The organism is Halorubrum sp. Ea1 (assembly GCF_002252965.1).
Classification (GTDB): Archaea; Halobacteriota; Halobacteria; order Halobacteriales; family Haloferacaceae; genus Halorubrum.
The window spans coordinates 18840-34142 of the sequence record NZ_NHPG01000135.1; the positions used below are offsets into that span (position 1 = coordinate 18840).

Consider the following 15303-nt stretch of genomic DNA (forward strand, 5'->3'; position numbering starts at 1 on the left):
TTCACGACGTCCGCGTATGGACGACTCTCTTCGGACCGAGGCGGGGCTCCCGTCGTCGCAGCGGTGGGCGCTGCTCGCCGGCGTCTACGCGTTCGGCTGTGCGACCCTCACGGCGTTCGTGCTCTCCGACATGCTCGGCCTCTTCGCGGAGGTGATCGGCCTCCCGACCGCGTTCTCGATGCCGCTGCTCGCGACGCCGGCGCTCGTCGTCGGCGCGGTCGTCTGGTGGGCGCTCGTCGAGCGACCGGGGAGCCTCACCTACCCGCGCGGGGCCGCGTTCGGGCTGCTCACCGCGCTCGTCACCGGCGCCCTCTGGACGGTCCGGTTCGCGTTCGTCTGGGGGCCGGAGATGCTGACGGCCGGTCCCGTCCCGCTGCTCGTCGGGTTCGTGCTCGGCATGGTCGCCGTCGCGGGCGTCCTCGTCGGCCTCCCGATCACGTACGTCCGCCGTCGGAGCCGGCGGCGGTCGGACGCCGCCGCGACCGCTAACTCCTTGTGACCGGCGCGCACACCGATCGCCCATGGACGAGAACGGCGCTGACGCCGCCGGTTCCCCCGATTCGAACGCCGACCCGCTCGCCGACGCCGACGTCTACCGCGTGCTCGGGCCGGACGGGAGCCCCCTGCCGGACGCGACGGTCCCGGACCTCTCCGACGAGCGGTTCCGCGCGATCTACCGCGATCTGGTCGTCACGCGCCGCTTCGACGAGCGGGCGGTCAGCCTCCAGCGGCAGGGGCGGATCGGGACGTACGCGCCCTGCGCGGGACAGGAGGGGTCGGCGGTCGGGTCGACCCACGCGCTCGCCGACCGCGACCTGATAAGCTACCAGTACCGCGAGCACGGCGCGGTCGTCGTCCGCGACCTGCTCTCCGAGTACCTCCCCTACTGGATGGGTCACGAGTCCGGGACCGAGGCGATCGCCGACGGCAACGTGTTCCCGCTGAACATCGGCATCGGAGCGCACCTGCCGCACGCGGTCGGCGCCGGGTGGGCGTTCGACTACCGCGACGAGGACCGGGTCTCGGTCGCGCACTTCGGGGACGGCGCGACCAGCGAGGGCGACTTCCACGAGGCGATGAACTTCGCGGGCGTCTTCGACACGCCGACGCTCTTCTGCTGTCACAACAACGGGTGGGCGATCTCGATCCCCCAATCGCGCCAGACCGCGAGCGAAACCTTCGCCGAGAAGGCGACCGCCTACGGGTTCGACGGCGTTCGCGTCGACGGGATGGACCCGCTCGCGAGCTACGTCGTCACGCGGGAGGCGGCCGAGCGCGCCCGGGCCGGGGGCGAGGGACCGGCGGACGCGTCCGCCGACACCCCCCGCCCGGCGCTGATCGAGTTCGTCGAGTACCGGTTCGGCGCGCATACCACCGCCGACGACCCGACCGCCTACCGCGACCCCGACGACGTCGATCCGTGGCGCGCGCTCGACCCGCTCGACCGCATGGAGGCGTTCCTGCGGGAGACCGGGCGGATCGACGACGAGGGCGTCGCGGCGATCCGCGAGGAGGCCGACGACGTCGTCGCCGACGCGATCGACGTCGCGGAGTCGATCGAGGCCGATCCGACCGACATGTTCGACCACGCGTACGCCGACCTCCCGCCCGAGATCCGCCGCCAGCGCGACGAGTTGCTCGCGGCGATCGACGAGCACGGCGAGGGGTCGTTCCACCGAGAGGAGTAGCCGCTGCGGAGCGCGACGCTACTTATAAATAGTCGCCCGCGGCCGCGGCCGCCGTTCGGCCGCTCTCCAGCGCGCCCTGGATCGACGACCACGCCGTGTAGTCGCCGGCGAGAACGACGGGGCCCTCGGGGTCGTCGGGGTCGGGGAGGTCGGCGTGGACGCCGGGCGGCTGCGCGAACTGCGCGAACCGGATCCGGTGGACGTCGAGCGTCTCTAGCCCGTCGAACCCGCGGTCGGGGTACCACGCTTCCAAGGCGTCGCGGACGTCGTCCCGGAGCGCGTCGGCGGGGCGGTCCAGCGACGCCTCGCCGAGGAACGTCGCCGCGAGCAGCGCGCGGTCGTCGGGGGCGTACTCGGGGGCGACCTCCGACATCGGTATCACGGCGTTGGGCGATTCGTCGGCCGCGTTGAGCAGGATCCGCTTCCCGGTCTCGAACGACTCGCCCGCGGGGAGCGCGTACCAGCCGGTGACGTTGGGAACGGCCTCGGTGGGGATCGACTCGACGCCGGTCAGCCGCCGGGCCTCCGGCGGAGTGGCGGCGACGACGACCGCGTCCGTCTCCCGCGTCGAGCCGTCCGCGAGCTCGACGGTGGCCCCCTCGGCGTCGGCGCGTCCCGTGCGGAACGGGATCCGCCCCTGGCCCGCAGTTCGGACCGATTCGACGTCCTCGCCGGTCTCGATCGTCACGCCCGCCTCGCGGGCGCGGGCGGAGAGCGTCTCGGGGATCGCCGTCATGCCCTCGGCGGGGACGCCGATGGCGCCGCGGCCCATCGCGCGGAACGTGTACTCGAACACCTGCTTCGAGGTGGAGAGGCTCCGGTCGAGCGTGATCCCGCCGTAGAAGGGCTCGACGAAGTTGGTCACGTAGTCGTCCGCGAAGCCCCAATCGCGGAGGTACTCGCGGATGGAGTCGTCCCGCCCGGCGAAGAAGTCGCCCTCGTCCCGCTTCGAGAGGTCGTACCGGAGCGCGAGCGTCCGGAGCTTGTCCGAAAACGAGACCTCGTCGTTCAAGAGCGAGGGGATCGCCCCGCGGGGATCGCGGAGGGGGTCCGAGAGGGTCGACCGCGATCCCGGCCGGCAGATCGTCGCGCCGGGAGCGAAGCGCCGGACGTCGAGGGCGTCGGCGTCGAGCTCGGCCGCGACCGCCGGGTAGCTCGTGAACAGCACCTGAAAGCCGCGGTCGATAGTGAACCCGTCGACGGTCTCGGTCCGCACGCGTCCGCCGACATCGGGCCGTCGCTCGTACAGCGTCACGTCCGCGCCCGCCTCGGCGAGCCGGGTCGCCGCGACGAGCCCGGCGAGCCCGCCGCCGACGACGGTGGCGTCTCCGTCCATACGCCCGATTCGGGTCGAGAGCTTATAAGCGGCGGCGAGTCGGACGCGACCCGGCGAGTGCCGACCGGCGAGTCGCGCCGGCGGGGCGGGAACCGGGCCGTCGCGCGCGCCGGACCGCGTCGGTCACACCGCGCGTCGGTCACACCGCCAGCCGGACGTCCGGTTCCGCGGTGAACGAATCCACGCACCGGTCACAGAGCCGCAGGTCGAGCTCTCTGGAGCCGGAGTCCGCCTCGAAGACGAGCGAAACGCGGCCGAAGGCGGGAGCGCCGCAGTGGGTGCATCGCCCCGCCCGCGCGTCGGGACCCGGCTCCGACCCCGACGGGTCTCGACCGCTCATGTGCACCGGGCGCGGCCGCCTGCCCTCTCGGCTGACGGTCGCGGTCCTTCGGTAATCGAAGCTCGTGTGATCGACCTCCGTCGCGGTCCCGACCCGGAAGTCGTCGTCTCGTTCGCGATCGCGGCGGCTCCCGCGGTCGCGGTCGATATGGCAGATGGCCGCCAAGTCATCAGTGCTCGTTGATCTGTCGCGGAGTCGAATCAAACCGTACCCTGTCGGTGGCTTTCACGTACAAGCCGTTTTTATATACTTAATTAGCCGCGATTCCGACGCGCGTCCGGGAGGTCCAACGCGTCGTGGACGACGTTTCGCACCCCGCGCCGGACGCGCTCCGAGGCGGCCTGTTGGGTGATCCCGAGAGCCGCTCCGATCTCCGTTAAACTCGCGTCGCGCGGAACGTCGAAGTAGCCCCGCTCCGCGGCGGCGGAGAGCGCTTCGCGCTGCTCCGGCGTCCAGGGCTTCGACCCCCGGTCGGACCGTTGTTCCAGCTCGTAGATGCTGTCGATCCTGAACTCCGTGATGTCGTTGTCGGCGAGGTACTGGTAGAACTCGGCGACGTTCTGATGGTCGGGAAACCGGAGCCGCAGCCGCCAGAAGTCGTTCGTGCTCTTGCCTTCGAGCACCGCGCCGTCGGCGTCGACGATGCCTTTGACGACGTCGAGCTCGTCGGTCACCCACTCGACGCGGTAGAGGCGCTGGCGTTCCTCGGCGCCGTCGATCAGCAGCTCGTCGAGCACGGCGACCGAACGCGTCTTGTCGCTGGCCTCTAGCGACTCGGTGAGCGAGTCCAACGTCGCCGACTCCCCGGTGACCCACACGTACGGTATCACGCGGTCGCCGGTCGGAACGATGCGTTCGAGCTCGGCCTCCAGCGCGAGGTCGGCGACGAAGCCGCCGAGCTCGAAGCGGTCGACCGAGATGCCGAAGTCGACGAGGATGGTCATAGAACATGTTTCTAATACAATAGTTTATATGTTCCTCTCAGCAACAGTCACGGATCGGTACGGATCGGATCCGACCGACGGACCGCAGAGACCGGCTCCGAATCGGCGACGTCGCGCCCGTCCGCGCGTCGAGTGAGAAGCGATTAGTCGCCGCCGCCGCAAGGGTGCGTATGGAGTCGACGGAGACGACGACGGCGTTCCGCGGGCTGAAGAGTCGCGCGTCTGGCCGCGTTCACGAGACCGCGGACCCGACGGCGGTGTCGGCCGAGGAGCAGGCGCGCGGGCTCGACCCCGCCTACGACTACGACGCGGTCGACCCGGAGGCGCTGTTGGGGTCGCCCGAGGACGGCCCGGCGGGCGCGGGGCGCGGCCACTGGCGCTTCGACGCGCTGCTCCCGTTCCCGGCCGAGACGGCGATCTCGGCCGGCGAGGGCGCGACGCCGCTCGTCCCGACCGATCGGCTCGCCGACGAGCTCGACGTCGATTCGGTGTACGTCAAGGACGAGGGGCGGAACCCCACGGGGACCGTGCTCGACCGCGGCCTCTCGGTCGCGCTCACCGCGGTCGCGGCGCGGGCGGCCGAGGGCGCCGACGTCGAACCGCTCGCGTGCGCGAGCCCGGGCAACGCCGGGCAGTCGATGGCGGCGTACGCGGGCCGGGCCGACCTGCGCTCGTACGCGTTCGTCCCCTCGCGGTGCGCGTTCTCGAACAAGGCGATGACGAACGTCCACGGCGGCGACATGCGCGTGGTCGGCGGCCGGTTCCCCGCGGCGGCCGCGGCGGTCGACGAGCAGCTGGAGACCGACTACACCGACCTCGGCGAGTTCGCGACGCCGTACCGCCACGACGGCGCCAAGACGCTCGCGTTCGAGCTGGTCGCCGATCTCGGCGACGCGCCCGACGTCGTCGTCGTCCCCACCGGCTCCGGCGAGGTGATCGCGGGCGTGTACAAGGGGTTCACCGAGCTGGTGCGGGTCGGCGCGGTCGACGCGGTCCCGCGACTCGTCGCCGCGCAGGCGGCGGGCTGCGCGCCGATCGCGGCGGCGGTCGAGCGCGGCCTCGACGAACCGGAACCGTGGGAGACGCCCGACACGATCTGCGGCGAGCTGGAGATCGCCGACCCCGCGGGCGGCGCGGCCGCGGTCGAGGCGGTCACGGAAAGCGGCGGAACGGCGGTCGGCGTCGAGGACGAGGACGTGCTCGCGAGCGCGGTCGCCGTCGCCCAGAATGAGGTCATGGAGATGGGCGCTACCGGCGGCGCCGCGCCCGCCGGCGCCTGGGCGCTCAAGGAGGACGGGTTCTTCGACGGCGACGAGACGGTCGTGCTGGTCAACAGCGACGCCGGGCTCAAGACGCCTGACGTGCTGCGCAGCCACCTGATGGGACAGGGTATCTGAGCGCTGGGGCGGCGAGCGCGGCCGGCTGGCCTCCACGCGCCGCCGCGGTCGCCGACGTTGGCCGGGGAACCGTTTTTACGTCGGCCCGCGTACGTGAGAGTATGTACGTCCGCGACGCCAAAAACCGTGACGAGGCGTGGTTACTGGACGCGATCGAGGGGCTCGGGCTCGACGACGTCGCCTTCCGTTCGCGGGACTACGTGATCGCGGTCGACCAGGAGTCGGGCGACCGGGCCGGGTTCGGTCGGCTCCGGCTCCACCGCGGCGACGAGGGCGAGGAGAACCGGATCGAGCTCACCGGGATCGGCGTGCTCCCCGAGTGGCGCGGTCGCGGCGTCGGCGCGCACGTGGTCGAGCGCCTCGTCGACACCGCGGCCGCGGACGGGTTCGAGACGGTGTACGTCCTCACCGATCAGCCCGCCTACCTGACCCAGTTCGGCTTCGAGGAGGTCGACACCGACGAGCTCCCGCCGGCGCTCTCCGACCGGCTCGACGAGAAGCGAGAGTTCCTCGGCGGCGGCGTCGTCGGCCTGCGGCTCCCGGTCGACGCGTTCGAGATGCCGGACCGCTTCCGCGAGGCGTTCAAGGAGGCCGAGCCGGCGGAGTCGGCCGACGGCGACGAGACGGAGTCCCCCGAGGACTTCGGGATCGACCCCGAGTCGGCGACGTATAAGTACGACACCGGGCGGTGATCCGCGTCGAGGGCGCACCCGGAGCGCGGCCGCGACCCCGACCGCTTATCGCCCCGCCGGCCGACGACCGGATATGGACCTGATCGAGGCCGCGCGCGACGCGCTCGACGACGCGCACGTCCCGTACTCCGAGTACCGCGTCGGCGCCGCGCTCCGAACCGCCGACGGGACCGTCTACACCGGCTGTAACATCGAGAACGCGAACTACTCCAACAGCCTCCACGCCGAGGAGGTCGCGCTCGCGGAGGCGGTGAAGAACGGCCACCGCGAGTTCGACCGGATCGCCGTCACGTCCGGGGTGCGAGACGGCGTCACCCCCTGCGGGATGTGCCGGCAGACGCTCGCGGAGTTCGCGGCCGACGACCTCGTCGTCGTCTGCGACGAGGGCGACGGCGAGACGAGCGCGTACACGCTCGGCGAGCTGCTCCCGAACACGATCTCGGAGGGAACGCTCGACGACGCGAGGGACGTCTGAAGGCGGAGGGGAGGCCGAGCCGCCGGGCGGCGGATCGCGAGACGGAACTACTTTTAAACGGCTCGCCGAAGGGCGGAGACATGACCGACGAAAGCGAGACCTCCGCCGACGGCGCCGCGGGCGACAGCGAGGACCCCAACGACGAGGCCGGCTACCACGTCGAGGTGGGGCCAGACGACGTCGCCGACGCCGTGCTCCTCCCCGGCAACCCCGAGCGCGTCGACAAGGTCACGACGCTGTGGGACGACCACGACGAGGTCGCGCACCACCGCGAGTACCGCACCGCGACGGGCAGCTACGACGGCGCGCCGATCTCGGTGACGTCGACGGGGATCGGCTCGCCGTCGGCCGCCATCGCCGTCGAGGAGCTCGCCCGGGCGGGCGTGGACACGTTCATTCGAGTCGGCTCCTGCGGCGCGATCCAGCCCGGGATGGACGTCGGCGACCTCGTGATCACGACCGGTGCGGTCCGACAGGAGGGGACGAGCGACGAGTACGTCCGCGAGGACTACCCGGCCGCCGCCGACGGGGAGGTCGTCTCGGCGCTCGTCGCCGCCGCGGAGCGGCTGGGCCACGACTACCACACCGGCGTGACGATGAGCGCCGACTCCTTCTACGCCGGCCAGGGCCGTCCCGGCTTCGAGGGGTTCGAGGCCGCCGGCTCAGACGAGCTGGTCGCCGAGTTGCGGGACGCGAACGTGAAGAACATCGAGATGGAGGCGTCGGCGATCCTCACGATCGCGAACGTGTACGGGCTCCGCGCCGGCGCGGTCTGTTCGGTGTACGCGAACCGCGTGACCGGCGAGTTCCGCACGGAAGGCGAGTCGCGAGCGGCCGAGACCGCGAGCCTCGCCGTGAAGCTCCTCGCGCGTATGGACGAGGTCAAGCGGGAGGCGAGCGCCGACCGCTGGCACGCCGGGCTCTCGCTGTAGACCGGAAAGCAGTCCCCCGGTCTCGTCGCCCTCACGGACGTTCCAAAGCGACTTTACCCGCGCACTGCGGAACGATAGGCATGAGTACACAGGTCGTCGTCGTCGGCTCCGGCTACGCCGGGGCGGGTGCGGTGAAGGCGTTCGAAGACGAGGTCGGCGAGGGCGAGGCGGAGCTCACGTGGGTCTCGGAGCACGACTACCATCTCGTTCTCCACGAGGTCCACCGGGCCATCCGCAACCCCTCGGTCGCGGACAAGATCACCATCCCGGTCGACGAGATCAAATCGCCCGAGTCGGCGTTCGTGCAGGGGCGGGTCGTCAACGTCGACACCGACGAGCGAGTCGTCGAGACGGACGACGGGACGACCGTCGACTACGACTACCTGCTGCTCGGCGTCGGCTCCACGACCGCCTTCTTCGGCATCGACGGTCTGAAAGAGCACTCCCACCAGCTCAAGAGCCTCGACGACGCGAAGGCGATCCACGAGGACGTGCGGTCGGCCGCGGCCGAGGCGACCCGGTCCGACCCCGTCGAGGTCATCGTCGGCGGTGCCGGGCTCTCCGGTATCCAGACCGCGGGCGAGATCGCGGAGTACCGCGACAAGCACCGCGCCCCCATCAACATCACACTCGTCGAGGGGCTCGACGAGGTCTTCCCCGGAAACGACGCCCAGCTTCAGGGCGCGCTCCGCCAGCGGCTGGAGGACGCCGACGTGGAGATCCTCACCGGCGACTTCATCTCGAAGGCCGACGAGGACGCGGTCTACCTCGGCGGCGGCGGGGACGAGGAGGCCGAGGAGCTCGCCCACGACGTCTTAGTCTGGACCGGCGGGATCACGGGCCAGCCGGAGCTGGAGAACGTCGAGGTCGAGAAGGACGAGCGCTCCAACCGGGTCCACGCAGCCTCCGACTTCACCACCAGCGACGACCGCGTGTTCGCCATCGGCGACACCGCCCTCGTCGAGCAGGGCGACGACGACGTGGCGCCGCCGACCGCGCAGGCCGCCTGGCAGGCCGCCGAGGTCGCCGGCGAGAACCTCGCGCGGGCCGCCCGCGGCGCGCCCCTCCAGTCGTGGGAGCACTCGGACAAGGGGACCGTCATCTCCGTCGGCGAGAAGGCGGTCGCTCACGACGTGGTCGGGATGCCGATCAAGACGTTCGGCGGCACCCCGGCGAAGCTGCTGAAGAAGTCCATCGCGGTGCGGTGGATCTCGAAGGTCTCCTCGCCCGGGCGCGGCGTGAGCGCGTTCGGCGACATGTAGGCTCGGCGGTCACGACGTAGGCTCGGCGGTCACGACGTAGGCTCGGCGGTCACGACACCGGTCGAAGCGGCTTTTCGCGGTCACCGGCTTTCGACTTCGACAGCGGCGGCGCTCTGGCCGTCGGCGGGTCGAGTGTGAGAGCGGAAGAGAGGTGTCGCCGGCGAGACCGTTGATTTCGGCGGTCGTCAGTGCTCGGCGGGCTCGTCGGGGGCGCGCATGTCGTCGATGCGGAGGATGAGGATGTTCGCGGTGTCGTCTTTCCCGTCGACGGTTCCGTCGATGACGAGCTTCGAGAGCGGCGTGGGGCCGACGGTGACTGAGTCGCCCTCGTGGAAGCTCCGGACGGAGCCCTGGACGTGGATCTCGGCGCGGCAGAGCTCGGGGTGGTGAACGCTGGAGAGGTCGATCCCGTCGACGTTGACGCCCGTTACCTCCTCGCCCTCGTGGAAGATCGGGACGTCGGCCGGCTCGTCCATGCGCTGGATGTCGAGCGCCTCGTACGCGTTCGAGGTTGGCTTGTAGCCGCCCTTCGGACCGGGGACGCCCTCGACCAGCTGGAGCGCTTTCAGGCTCTGCATCTGGTTGCGGATCGTGCCGGGGTTGCGGTCGACTTCCTCGGCGATCGCCTCGCCCTTGACGGCGTCTTCCTGTTCCCCGTACAGGTTGATGAGGGCCGTGAGGATGCTTTTCTGACTCGACGTGAGCTCGATCGATGACATGGTCGCGAATAGATTGCGGCACCGCTTAAATGCGATGGAAGCCCATTATAAACGATCGTGCGAGATCCGCCGATCCGCGCCGTCGACGGCTACGATCCGTACGTCGACGGCTACGACCCGTACCGTCTGCGCAGCCGGACGTACGCGAGCGGGCTCGAGAGCGCGACGACGACGCCGACCCCGATCAGGGCCAGTCCGAGGTCGCTCACGAACAGGGCGATCCCGGCGCCGACGAGGCCGATCACCGCCCCGGTGAAGGCCACGGCGATCATGCCGCCGATCGGTTCGATGTCGCTGCCGCTGACATCGGCGGGGTCGAACTCGGGAGGTGGCTCGTCGGCGGCGTCGCTTCCGGCGTCGTCCTCGTCGGCGGCGGCGGAACTGCCGTCGCCCTCGTCGAGAGCGCCGGAACCGCCGTCGGTGCCGCTCATACCCGACGATCGGGACGCGGCGACAAAACCGTGTGCGATCGCGTCCGGCGGTCGGTCCGGCTGGACCCCCGCCATTCAAGCGCCGGGACGCCGCGTCCACTGGTATGACCACCGTCAGGATCATCGGCGCGCCGACCGACTACGGGGCGAACCGACGCGGCGTGGACATGGGACCGTCGGCCATCCGGTACGGCGGGCTCGCCGACCAACTCGCGAGCGCGGGCGTCGAGACCGTCGACGCCGGCGACCTCGCGGTCCCGCGCGCGGAGGAGCGCGACCCGGACGCGGACGCCCCGAGCGGGGGGAAAGCGAAGTTCCTCGGGGAGACGGCCGACGTCTGCCGGCGCCTCGCGGACGAAGTGGGCGGAACGCTCGCCGACGGCGCCGTCCCGCTCGCGCTCGGCGGCGACCACTCGATCGCCATCGGGTCGCTCGCGGGGTCCGCGCGCGACGCCGACATCGGGGCCGTGTGGTTCGACGCTCACGCCGATCTCAACACGCCCTCGACGACCCCCTCGGGCAACGTCCACGGGATGCCGCTCGCGGCCGCGCTCGGCTTCGACGAGTTCGCGGGGTCGGAGTGGGCGAACGCGCCCGGGCTCACCCCGGAGAACGTCGCGCTCGTCGGGCTCCGCTCCGTCGACGAGTCGGAGGTCGAGGTCATCCGCGAGCACGGCTTCGCGGCGTACACGATGTCCGACATCGACGAGCGCGGGATCACCGACGTCACCGAGGAGGCGATGGCGACCGCGGGCGACGGCGTCGACGGCGTCCACGTCAGCCTCGACCTCGACTGGCTCGATCCCAACGAGGCGCCCGGGGTCGGGACGCCGGTCCGCGGCGGGGTGACCTACCGTGAGGCCCACAGCGCGATGGAGATCGTCGACGAGGCCGGCAGCCTCCGGTCGATGGAGCTCGTCGAGGTGAACCCGACGCTGGACCAGCACAACGAGACGGCCGAGCTCGCGACGGAGCTGGCGGCGAGCGCGTTCGGGAAGCGGGTGTTGTAAGGAGTGACCCGCGGCGGTCAGACCCCGCGGTCCAGCTCGTCGACGACGCGCTGGAGGTCGGCCTCGCGCTCGATCTCCCGTTTGATCTCCTCGCGGCGACGGACGGCCGCGGAGTCGGCGTCGTAGGCGCGGACGAACTCGGCGCGGGTGTGCTCGTCGAACGCGTGTCGGATCGCGAAGTAGCCGTCCGGGACGATCGTGCCGCACACCTTGCACTCGTGGCGCTGGTGGCCGTCGGTCTGGTGGACGATGGCCGACTCAACGTCGTCGAAGGCGGCGTCACAGCCGTCGATTCCGCACGTCCAGCGGGGCATGTGTTCCCGTCGCTCCCGCGGGGGATTAACCGTTTCCCCCGGCGGCGACGGGTCGTCGGCGCCGCCCGGGAGCGTCGGCGTCGGACGCGCTCGCTGTACCCCGCGCCGGAACCGGATCCGCTCGCCGTCGAACGATACCCCTTTGCTCGGGGACGCATATCGTGCATTCGTGACCCGATCGAGAACGCGCGTCGACGCCCACGTGAAGGTGCTCGACGACGACGTCGTGGCCCTCGCGAAGGAGCGGGGGATCGACGCGCTCGTGTACGCGCCACACTTCACCCGGCTCCGGACGGTCCAAGAGCGCGCGGGTCGGTACGCCGACGACGACCTGACGATCGTCCCGGCTCGCGAGGTGTTCACCGGCGACTGGGGGAACCGCCGGCACCTCCTCGTCCTCGGGCTGGAGGAGCCGGTTCCCGACTACATCACCTTCGAGGCGGCCATGGCCGAGTTCGAGCGACAGGACGCCGTCGTGCTCGTCCCCCACCCCGGCTTCGCCACCATCTCGCTGACTCGCCCGGAGATCGCGGCGCACGCCGAGCGGCTCGCAGCGGTGGAGACGTACAACACCAAGCTCCTCCCGCACCAGAACGGCCGGACGCGACGGATCGCGGAGGTGACCGATCAGCCCGGGTTCGGCTCCTCGTACGCGCACCTCCCCGGCACCGTCGGCGAGGCGTGGACCGAATTCGAGGGCGACTTCGACGACGCCGACGCGGTCGTCGACGCCTTCCGACAAGAGCGTCCCCGGACAGTGGTCCACCGCGGCGGGGTCCGCCACCAGCTCCGCGGGCTCCTCGAGTTCGCGCACCTCGGCTACGAGAACACCTGGGAGAAGCTCGACCGGCTGTTCCTCTCCGGCGACGAGCCGACCCTGCCGACGAACGTCGTGTACGAGGGTCGGTTCAACGACGTGAGCGTCTACTCCGGGACGCTCTCGGACTACCGACCGAAGTGACGCGGCCGCCGTTCCGCGATCGCAGAGAAGTGAGACGCCTCAGACGCCGAGCCCCGCCGCCGCCTCCGAGGCGGCCGCCGAGAGATCGAGGTCGAGCGTCACGACGTAGGTATGGAGCGCCCAGAACGCCGCCAACTCCAGCGCCGTGATGACGACGGTGACGAGGTCGGCGTACTTGCTGCTCGTCGTCACGCCGGAGGGGAGGCCGTACTCCGTGTCCGACAGCGGGTGGAACAGCGCGATCCCCCGGCGGCTCCCGACGACGTCGAGGAGGTAGTGGGTCAACACGCCGATCCAGACGTACTGGAGGTTCCCGAAGACGATCGGGTACGCGACGAAGACGGCGAGCACCGGGAGGCTGTGGAGGGTCTTCCGGTGGCGACCGAACGCGGTGTCGACGTCGGGGAACAGCGCCCCCAGCACGATCGGCACGGTGATCTGGGCGGTGGTCCGCGCCGTGGCCATGTCGAGCCCGGGCTCGATGACGAAGCCGAGCCCGAGCGCGAGCAGCAAGGCGTTGAGGACGTGGCCGCGTTTGTTCATACCACCGGGTGGCTGGGGCCGTAAGTGAAACCTCCGGATTCGGGCGACCGGCGGAGGGCGGTCCAGCCGGTCGCGCGAGCGCGCCGTCCGTTTGACTCGGGCGCGCCGCCGGTCGAAAGAGCCACGGCGGACGCCGCCCAGCGGTCGGTATGGAGTACGAGGAGCCGAAGTTCTTCCACGTGATGCAGTACGCGGCCGCGGCCGACCGCGACGTCATCGACATGGTGAGCGGCAACCCCGACTGGGAGCCGCCCGCCGCGCTGCGGGAGGCGCTCCGCGAGTACGCCGACCTCCCCCCGGACGCCTTCCAGTACCCGCCGAGCGAGGGCCTGCTGGAGCTCCGGGAGGCGATCGCCGAGCGGCGGAGCGTCGACGTCGACCGCGTCGTCGTCACGAACGGGACCGGCGAGGCGAACTACCTCGCGATGGCGCGCGCGTTCGATCGGGACGCCGGCGACGAGGCCGTCCTCCTCGATCCGGTCTACCCGTACTACCCCGGGAAGGTGGACATGCTCGGCGGCGAGGCGGCGCTCGTCCCGACCGAGCGCGACGGCGGCCTCGACGTCGCGGCGATCCGCGAGGCCGCGAGCGCGGACACCGCGCTGATCGTTTTGAACACGCCGAACAACCCCACGGGAGCCGTGTACGACCTCGACGCGGTTCGCGAGGTCGTCGAGATCGCGCACGCGGTAGACGCCCTCGTCCTCGTCGACGAGGTGTACGACCACTTCGACCAGACCGGCCGCTTCGAGTCGGCGCTGACGCTGGACTCCGACCGCGTGATCGTCACCAGCGGCTTCTCGAAGTCGATGGCGATCACGGGCTTCAGAGTGGGGTACGGGATACTCCCGGCGGGCCACGTCGGCGACGCGAAGACGCGGCACATGCTCGTGAACGTCGCGGGCCCCCGGCCGTCGCAGTACGCGGTCCACCACGCGCTCGCGGAGACGCCGCCCGAGTACTACGCGGAGGCCCGCGAGCTGCTGGCGGACCGGGCGGACGCGTTCACCGACGCGCTCGACGCGGCCGGCGCGGAGTACAGCCGCCCCGAGGGCGCCTTCTACGTGCTGGCGCGCTTCGAGGGCTTCCCCGGGACGATGGCGAACGTGAAGCGGTTAGTCGACGAGGCCGGCGTCGCCGGGATGCCCGGCGAGGCGTTCGGCAGCGCGCGCGACGAGTGGATCCGGTTCGCCCTCGTCACCCCCCGCGCCGTGGAGGCCGCGGAGCGGCTGGCGGACTACTTCGGAGACTGATCCGCGGCGGATCGCGGTCGGCGCGTGCCTGCGAGGCCGCCTGGCGGCCGAGCAGCACGCGCGAGGGAGTCAGTCGCCCGGAGCGACGCGGAGGGCGACTGACGAGGCTGGGGAGGTTGAGGTGCGGGACGGTGCGGACGGGTGGGATTCAAAGGGGCAGGCGCGAGGCGGGCGGAGGCGACGCAAGCACCGTAAGGAGTGAGCGCAGCGAACGACTGAGGAGCGCAGCGAGCGTGCGCCCGCCTCGCGCCTGGGGCTTTGGCGGTGTTCTCCGTCGATCCCCGACCAGCGATTCAGTAACGTTCAACCGAAACGTACCGAACCGCGTCTAGCCGAAGTTCTCGACCTTCGCGGCGTCCGCGTCGCCGCCGGCGGCGTCGATTGCGGCCTCGGCGTCGGCCACCAAATCGGCGAAGCCGTACACGAAGACGGTCTCGCCGTCGACGCCCGTCAGCGCCTCGGCGACCGCGTCGTCGAGTTCCTCGTCGGCGTCGAGGAGGTGGATCGCGGCGCCGCGCTCCTTCAGCCGGTCCAAGCGGTCCGCGTGCGACACGCCGTCGTCGCGGTAGACGACCGCGGCCTCCGCGCCGTCGTCGAGCGCGCGCTCCGCGATGGCGACCGCCGGGCCGACGCCCGGGCCGCCCGCGATCACGACCGCTCGCGGCTCGCCGTCGTAGTGCTGGTCGCCGAACGGGCCCGAGAGCGTCATCTCCGTGCCCGCCTCCGCGTCGGCGAGGAACGCGGAGAACTCGCCGCCCTCCTCGGGATCGATGCCGACCGTGACCTCGAAGCTGTCCCCGACCGTGGGCGACGAGAGGGTGTAGAAGCGGGCGACCGACTCGCCGTCGATCTCGGTGCCGAGCCTGACGAACTGACCGGGTTCGGCGGCGAACCCGTCCGGCGCGTCGAACCGGAGGGCGTACGTGTCGCGGCCGACCGCCTCGACCGCGCTGACCGTCGCTGTCGTGTCCATACGACGGATCCGGTCGGCGGACACAAACGTGTT

General features: G+C 71.2%; 18 protein-coding genes. 10 read left to right on the forward strand and 8 right to left on the reverse strand.

From position 1 onward, the window contains the following. The first annotated feature begins 16 nt into the window (after positions 1-16). Together DJ73_RS16640 and DJ73_RS16645 are read left to right on the forward strand one after the other, a co-directional pair. Positions 17-499 carry a hypothetical protein gene (locus tag DJ73_RS16640; protein WP_094558522.1) on the forward strand — a complete coding sequence of 161 codons (483 nt, stop codon included), beginning with the start codon at positions 17-19 and terminating at the stop codon, positions 497-499. A gap of 22 nt (positions 500-521) precedes the next feature. Then, a complete protein-coding gene (locus tag DJ73_RS16645) occupies positions 522-1688 on the forward strand; it encodes a thiamine pyrophosphate-dependent dehydrogenase E1 component subunit alpha (RefSeq protein ID WP_094558523.1) in 1167 nt (388 codons plus the stop codon). A gap of 22 nt (positions 1689-1710) precedes the next feature. Here DJ73_RS16645 and DJ73_RS16650 read toward each other — a convergent pair whose 3' ends face one another. From DJ73_RS16650 to DJ73_RS16660, 3 genes are all read right to left on the reverse strand, one after another. Further along, positions 1711-3024: an NAD(P)/FAD-dependent oxidoreductase gene (locus DJ73_RS16650; protein ID WP_094558524.1), complete on the reverse strand. Its 1314-nt coding sequence runs from the start codon at positions 3022-3024 to the stop codon at positions 1711-1713. Positions 3025-3163: 139 nt separating this feature from the next. Then, a complete protein-coding gene (locus DJ73_RS19940) occupies positions 3164-3364 on the reverse strand; it encodes a hypothetical protein (RefSeq protein WP_141212023.1) in 201 nt (66 codons plus the stop codon). A 254-nt stretch (positions 3365-3618) separates the two neighbouring features. Continuing rightward, positions 3619-4308 (reverse strand): helix-turn-helix domain-containing protein, encoded by a 690-nt coding sequence (locus tag DJ73_RS16660; RefSeq protein ID WP_094558525.1) that lies wholly within the window; start codon positions 4306-4308, stop codon positions 3619-3621. A 170-nt stretch (positions 4309-4478) separates the two neighbouring features. On the opposite strand from DJ73_RS16660, the gene DJ73_RS16665 reads away from it, so the two are divergent. The 5 genes from DJ73_RS16665 to DJ73_RS16685 all read left to right on the forward strand — a co-directional run bounded on the left by DJ73_RS16665 (position 4479) and on the right by DJ73_RS16685 (position 9066). Next, a complete protein-coding gene (locus DJ73_RS16665; RefSeq protein ID WP_094558526.1) occupies positions 4479-5705 on the forward strand; it encodes a pyridoxal-phosphate dependent enzyme in 1227 nt (408 codons plus the stop codon). 101 nt (positions 5706-5806) lie between these two features. Beyond that, the gene (locus DJ73_RS16670) at positions 5807-6397 is read left to right on the forward strand and encodes a GNAT family N-acetyltransferase (protein WP_094558527.1); all 591 of its coding nucleotides are present in this window, start codon (positions 5807-5809) and stop codon (positions 6395-6397) included. A gap of 73 nt (positions 6398-6470) precedes the next feature. Further along, positions 6471-6872, forward strand: coding sequence for a cytidine deaminase (gene cdd, locus DJ73_RS16675; protein WP_094524592.1), 402 nt, complete (start codon positions 6471-6473; stop codon positions 6870-6872). An 80-nt stretch (positions 6873-6952) separates the two neighbouring features. Continuing rightward, positions 6953-7804 carry a nucleoside phosphorylase gene (locus tag DJ73_RS16680; RefSeq protein WP_094558528.1) on the forward strand — a complete coding sequence of 284 codons (852 nt, stop codon included), beginning with the start codon at positions 6953-6955 and terminating at the stop codon, positions 7802-7804. A gap of 80 nt (positions 7805-7884) precedes the next feature. Continuing rightward, a complete protein-coding gene (locus DJ73_RS16685) occupies positions 7885-9066 on the forward strand; it encodes an NAD(P)/FAD-dependent oxidoreductase (protein WP_094558529.1) in 1182 nt (393 codons plus the stop codon). A gap of 185 nt (positions 9067-9251) precedes the next feature. Here the strand turns inward: DJ73_RS16685 and DJ73_RS16690 are convergent, their stop codons facing one another. Further along, entirely contained in the window at positions 9252-9785 is a 534-nt protein-coding gene (locus DJ73_RS16690; protein WP_094525408.1) for an Rrf2 family transcriptional regulator, read from the reverse strand. Positions 9786-9895: 110 nt separating this feature from the next. Next, complete coding sequence (locus DJ73_RS16695; protein ID WP_094558530.1) at positions 9896-10216, reverse strand: hypothetical protein; 321 nt, start codon at positions 10214-10216, stop codon at positions 9896-9898. 104 nt (positions 10217-10320) lie between these two features. Between DJ73_RS16695 and rocF the strand changes: the two genes are divergently transcribed. Next, positions 10321-11226, forward strand: coding sequence for an arginase (rocF, locus tag DJ73_RS16700; protein WP_094525406.1), 906 nt, complete (start codon positions 10321-10323; stop codon positions 11224-11226). Between the two features lie 17 nt (positions 11227-11243). Here rocF and DJ73_RS16705 read toward each other — a convergent pair whose 3' ends face one another. Then, positions 11244-11540 (reverse strand): hypothetical protein, encoded by a 297-nt coding sequence (locus DJ73_RS16705; RefSeq protein WP_092561897.1) that lies wholly within the window; start codon positions 11538-11540, stop codon positions 11244-11246. A gap of 169 nt (positions 11541-11709) precedes the next feature. Here DJ73_RS16705 and DJ73_RS16710 point away from each other — a divergent pair, with 169 nt between their 5' ends. Further along, positions 11710-12501 carry a PHP-associated domain-containing protein gene (locus DJ73_RS16710; RefSeq protein ID WP_241881348.1) on the forward strand — a complete coding sequence of 264 codons (792 nt, stop codon included), beginning with the start codon at positions 11710-11712 and terminating at the stop codon, positions 12499-12501. Positions 12502-12540: 39 nt separating this feature from the next. Here DJ73_RS16710 and DJ73_RS16715 read toward each other — a convergent pair whose 3' ends face one another. Then, positions 12541-13044, reverse strand: a complete 504-nt coding sequence (locus DJ73_RS16715; RefSeq protein ID WP_094525404.1) for a metal-dependent hydrolase — start codon at positions 13042-13044, stop codon at positions 12541-12543. 149 nt (positions 13045-13193) lie between these two features. Here DJ73_RS16715 and DJ73_RS16720 point away from each other — a divergent pair, with 149 nt between their 5' ends. Next, complete coding sequence (locus DJ73_RS16720; RefSeq protein WP_094558531.1) at positions 13194-14297, forward strand: pyridoxal phosphate-dependent aminotransferase; 1104 nt, start codon at positions 13194-13196, stop codon at positions 14295-14297. Positions 14298-14625: 328 nt separating this feature from the next. Here the strand turns inward: DJ73_RS16720 and DJ73_RS16725 are convergent, their stop codons facing one another. Further along, positions 14626-15270, reverse strand: a complete 645-nt coding sequence (locus DJ73_RS16725) for an FAD-dependent oxidoreductase (RefSeq protein ID WP_094525402.1) — start codon at positions 15268-15270, stop codon at positions 14626-14628. Positions 15271-15303: the final 33 nt, after the last annotated feature.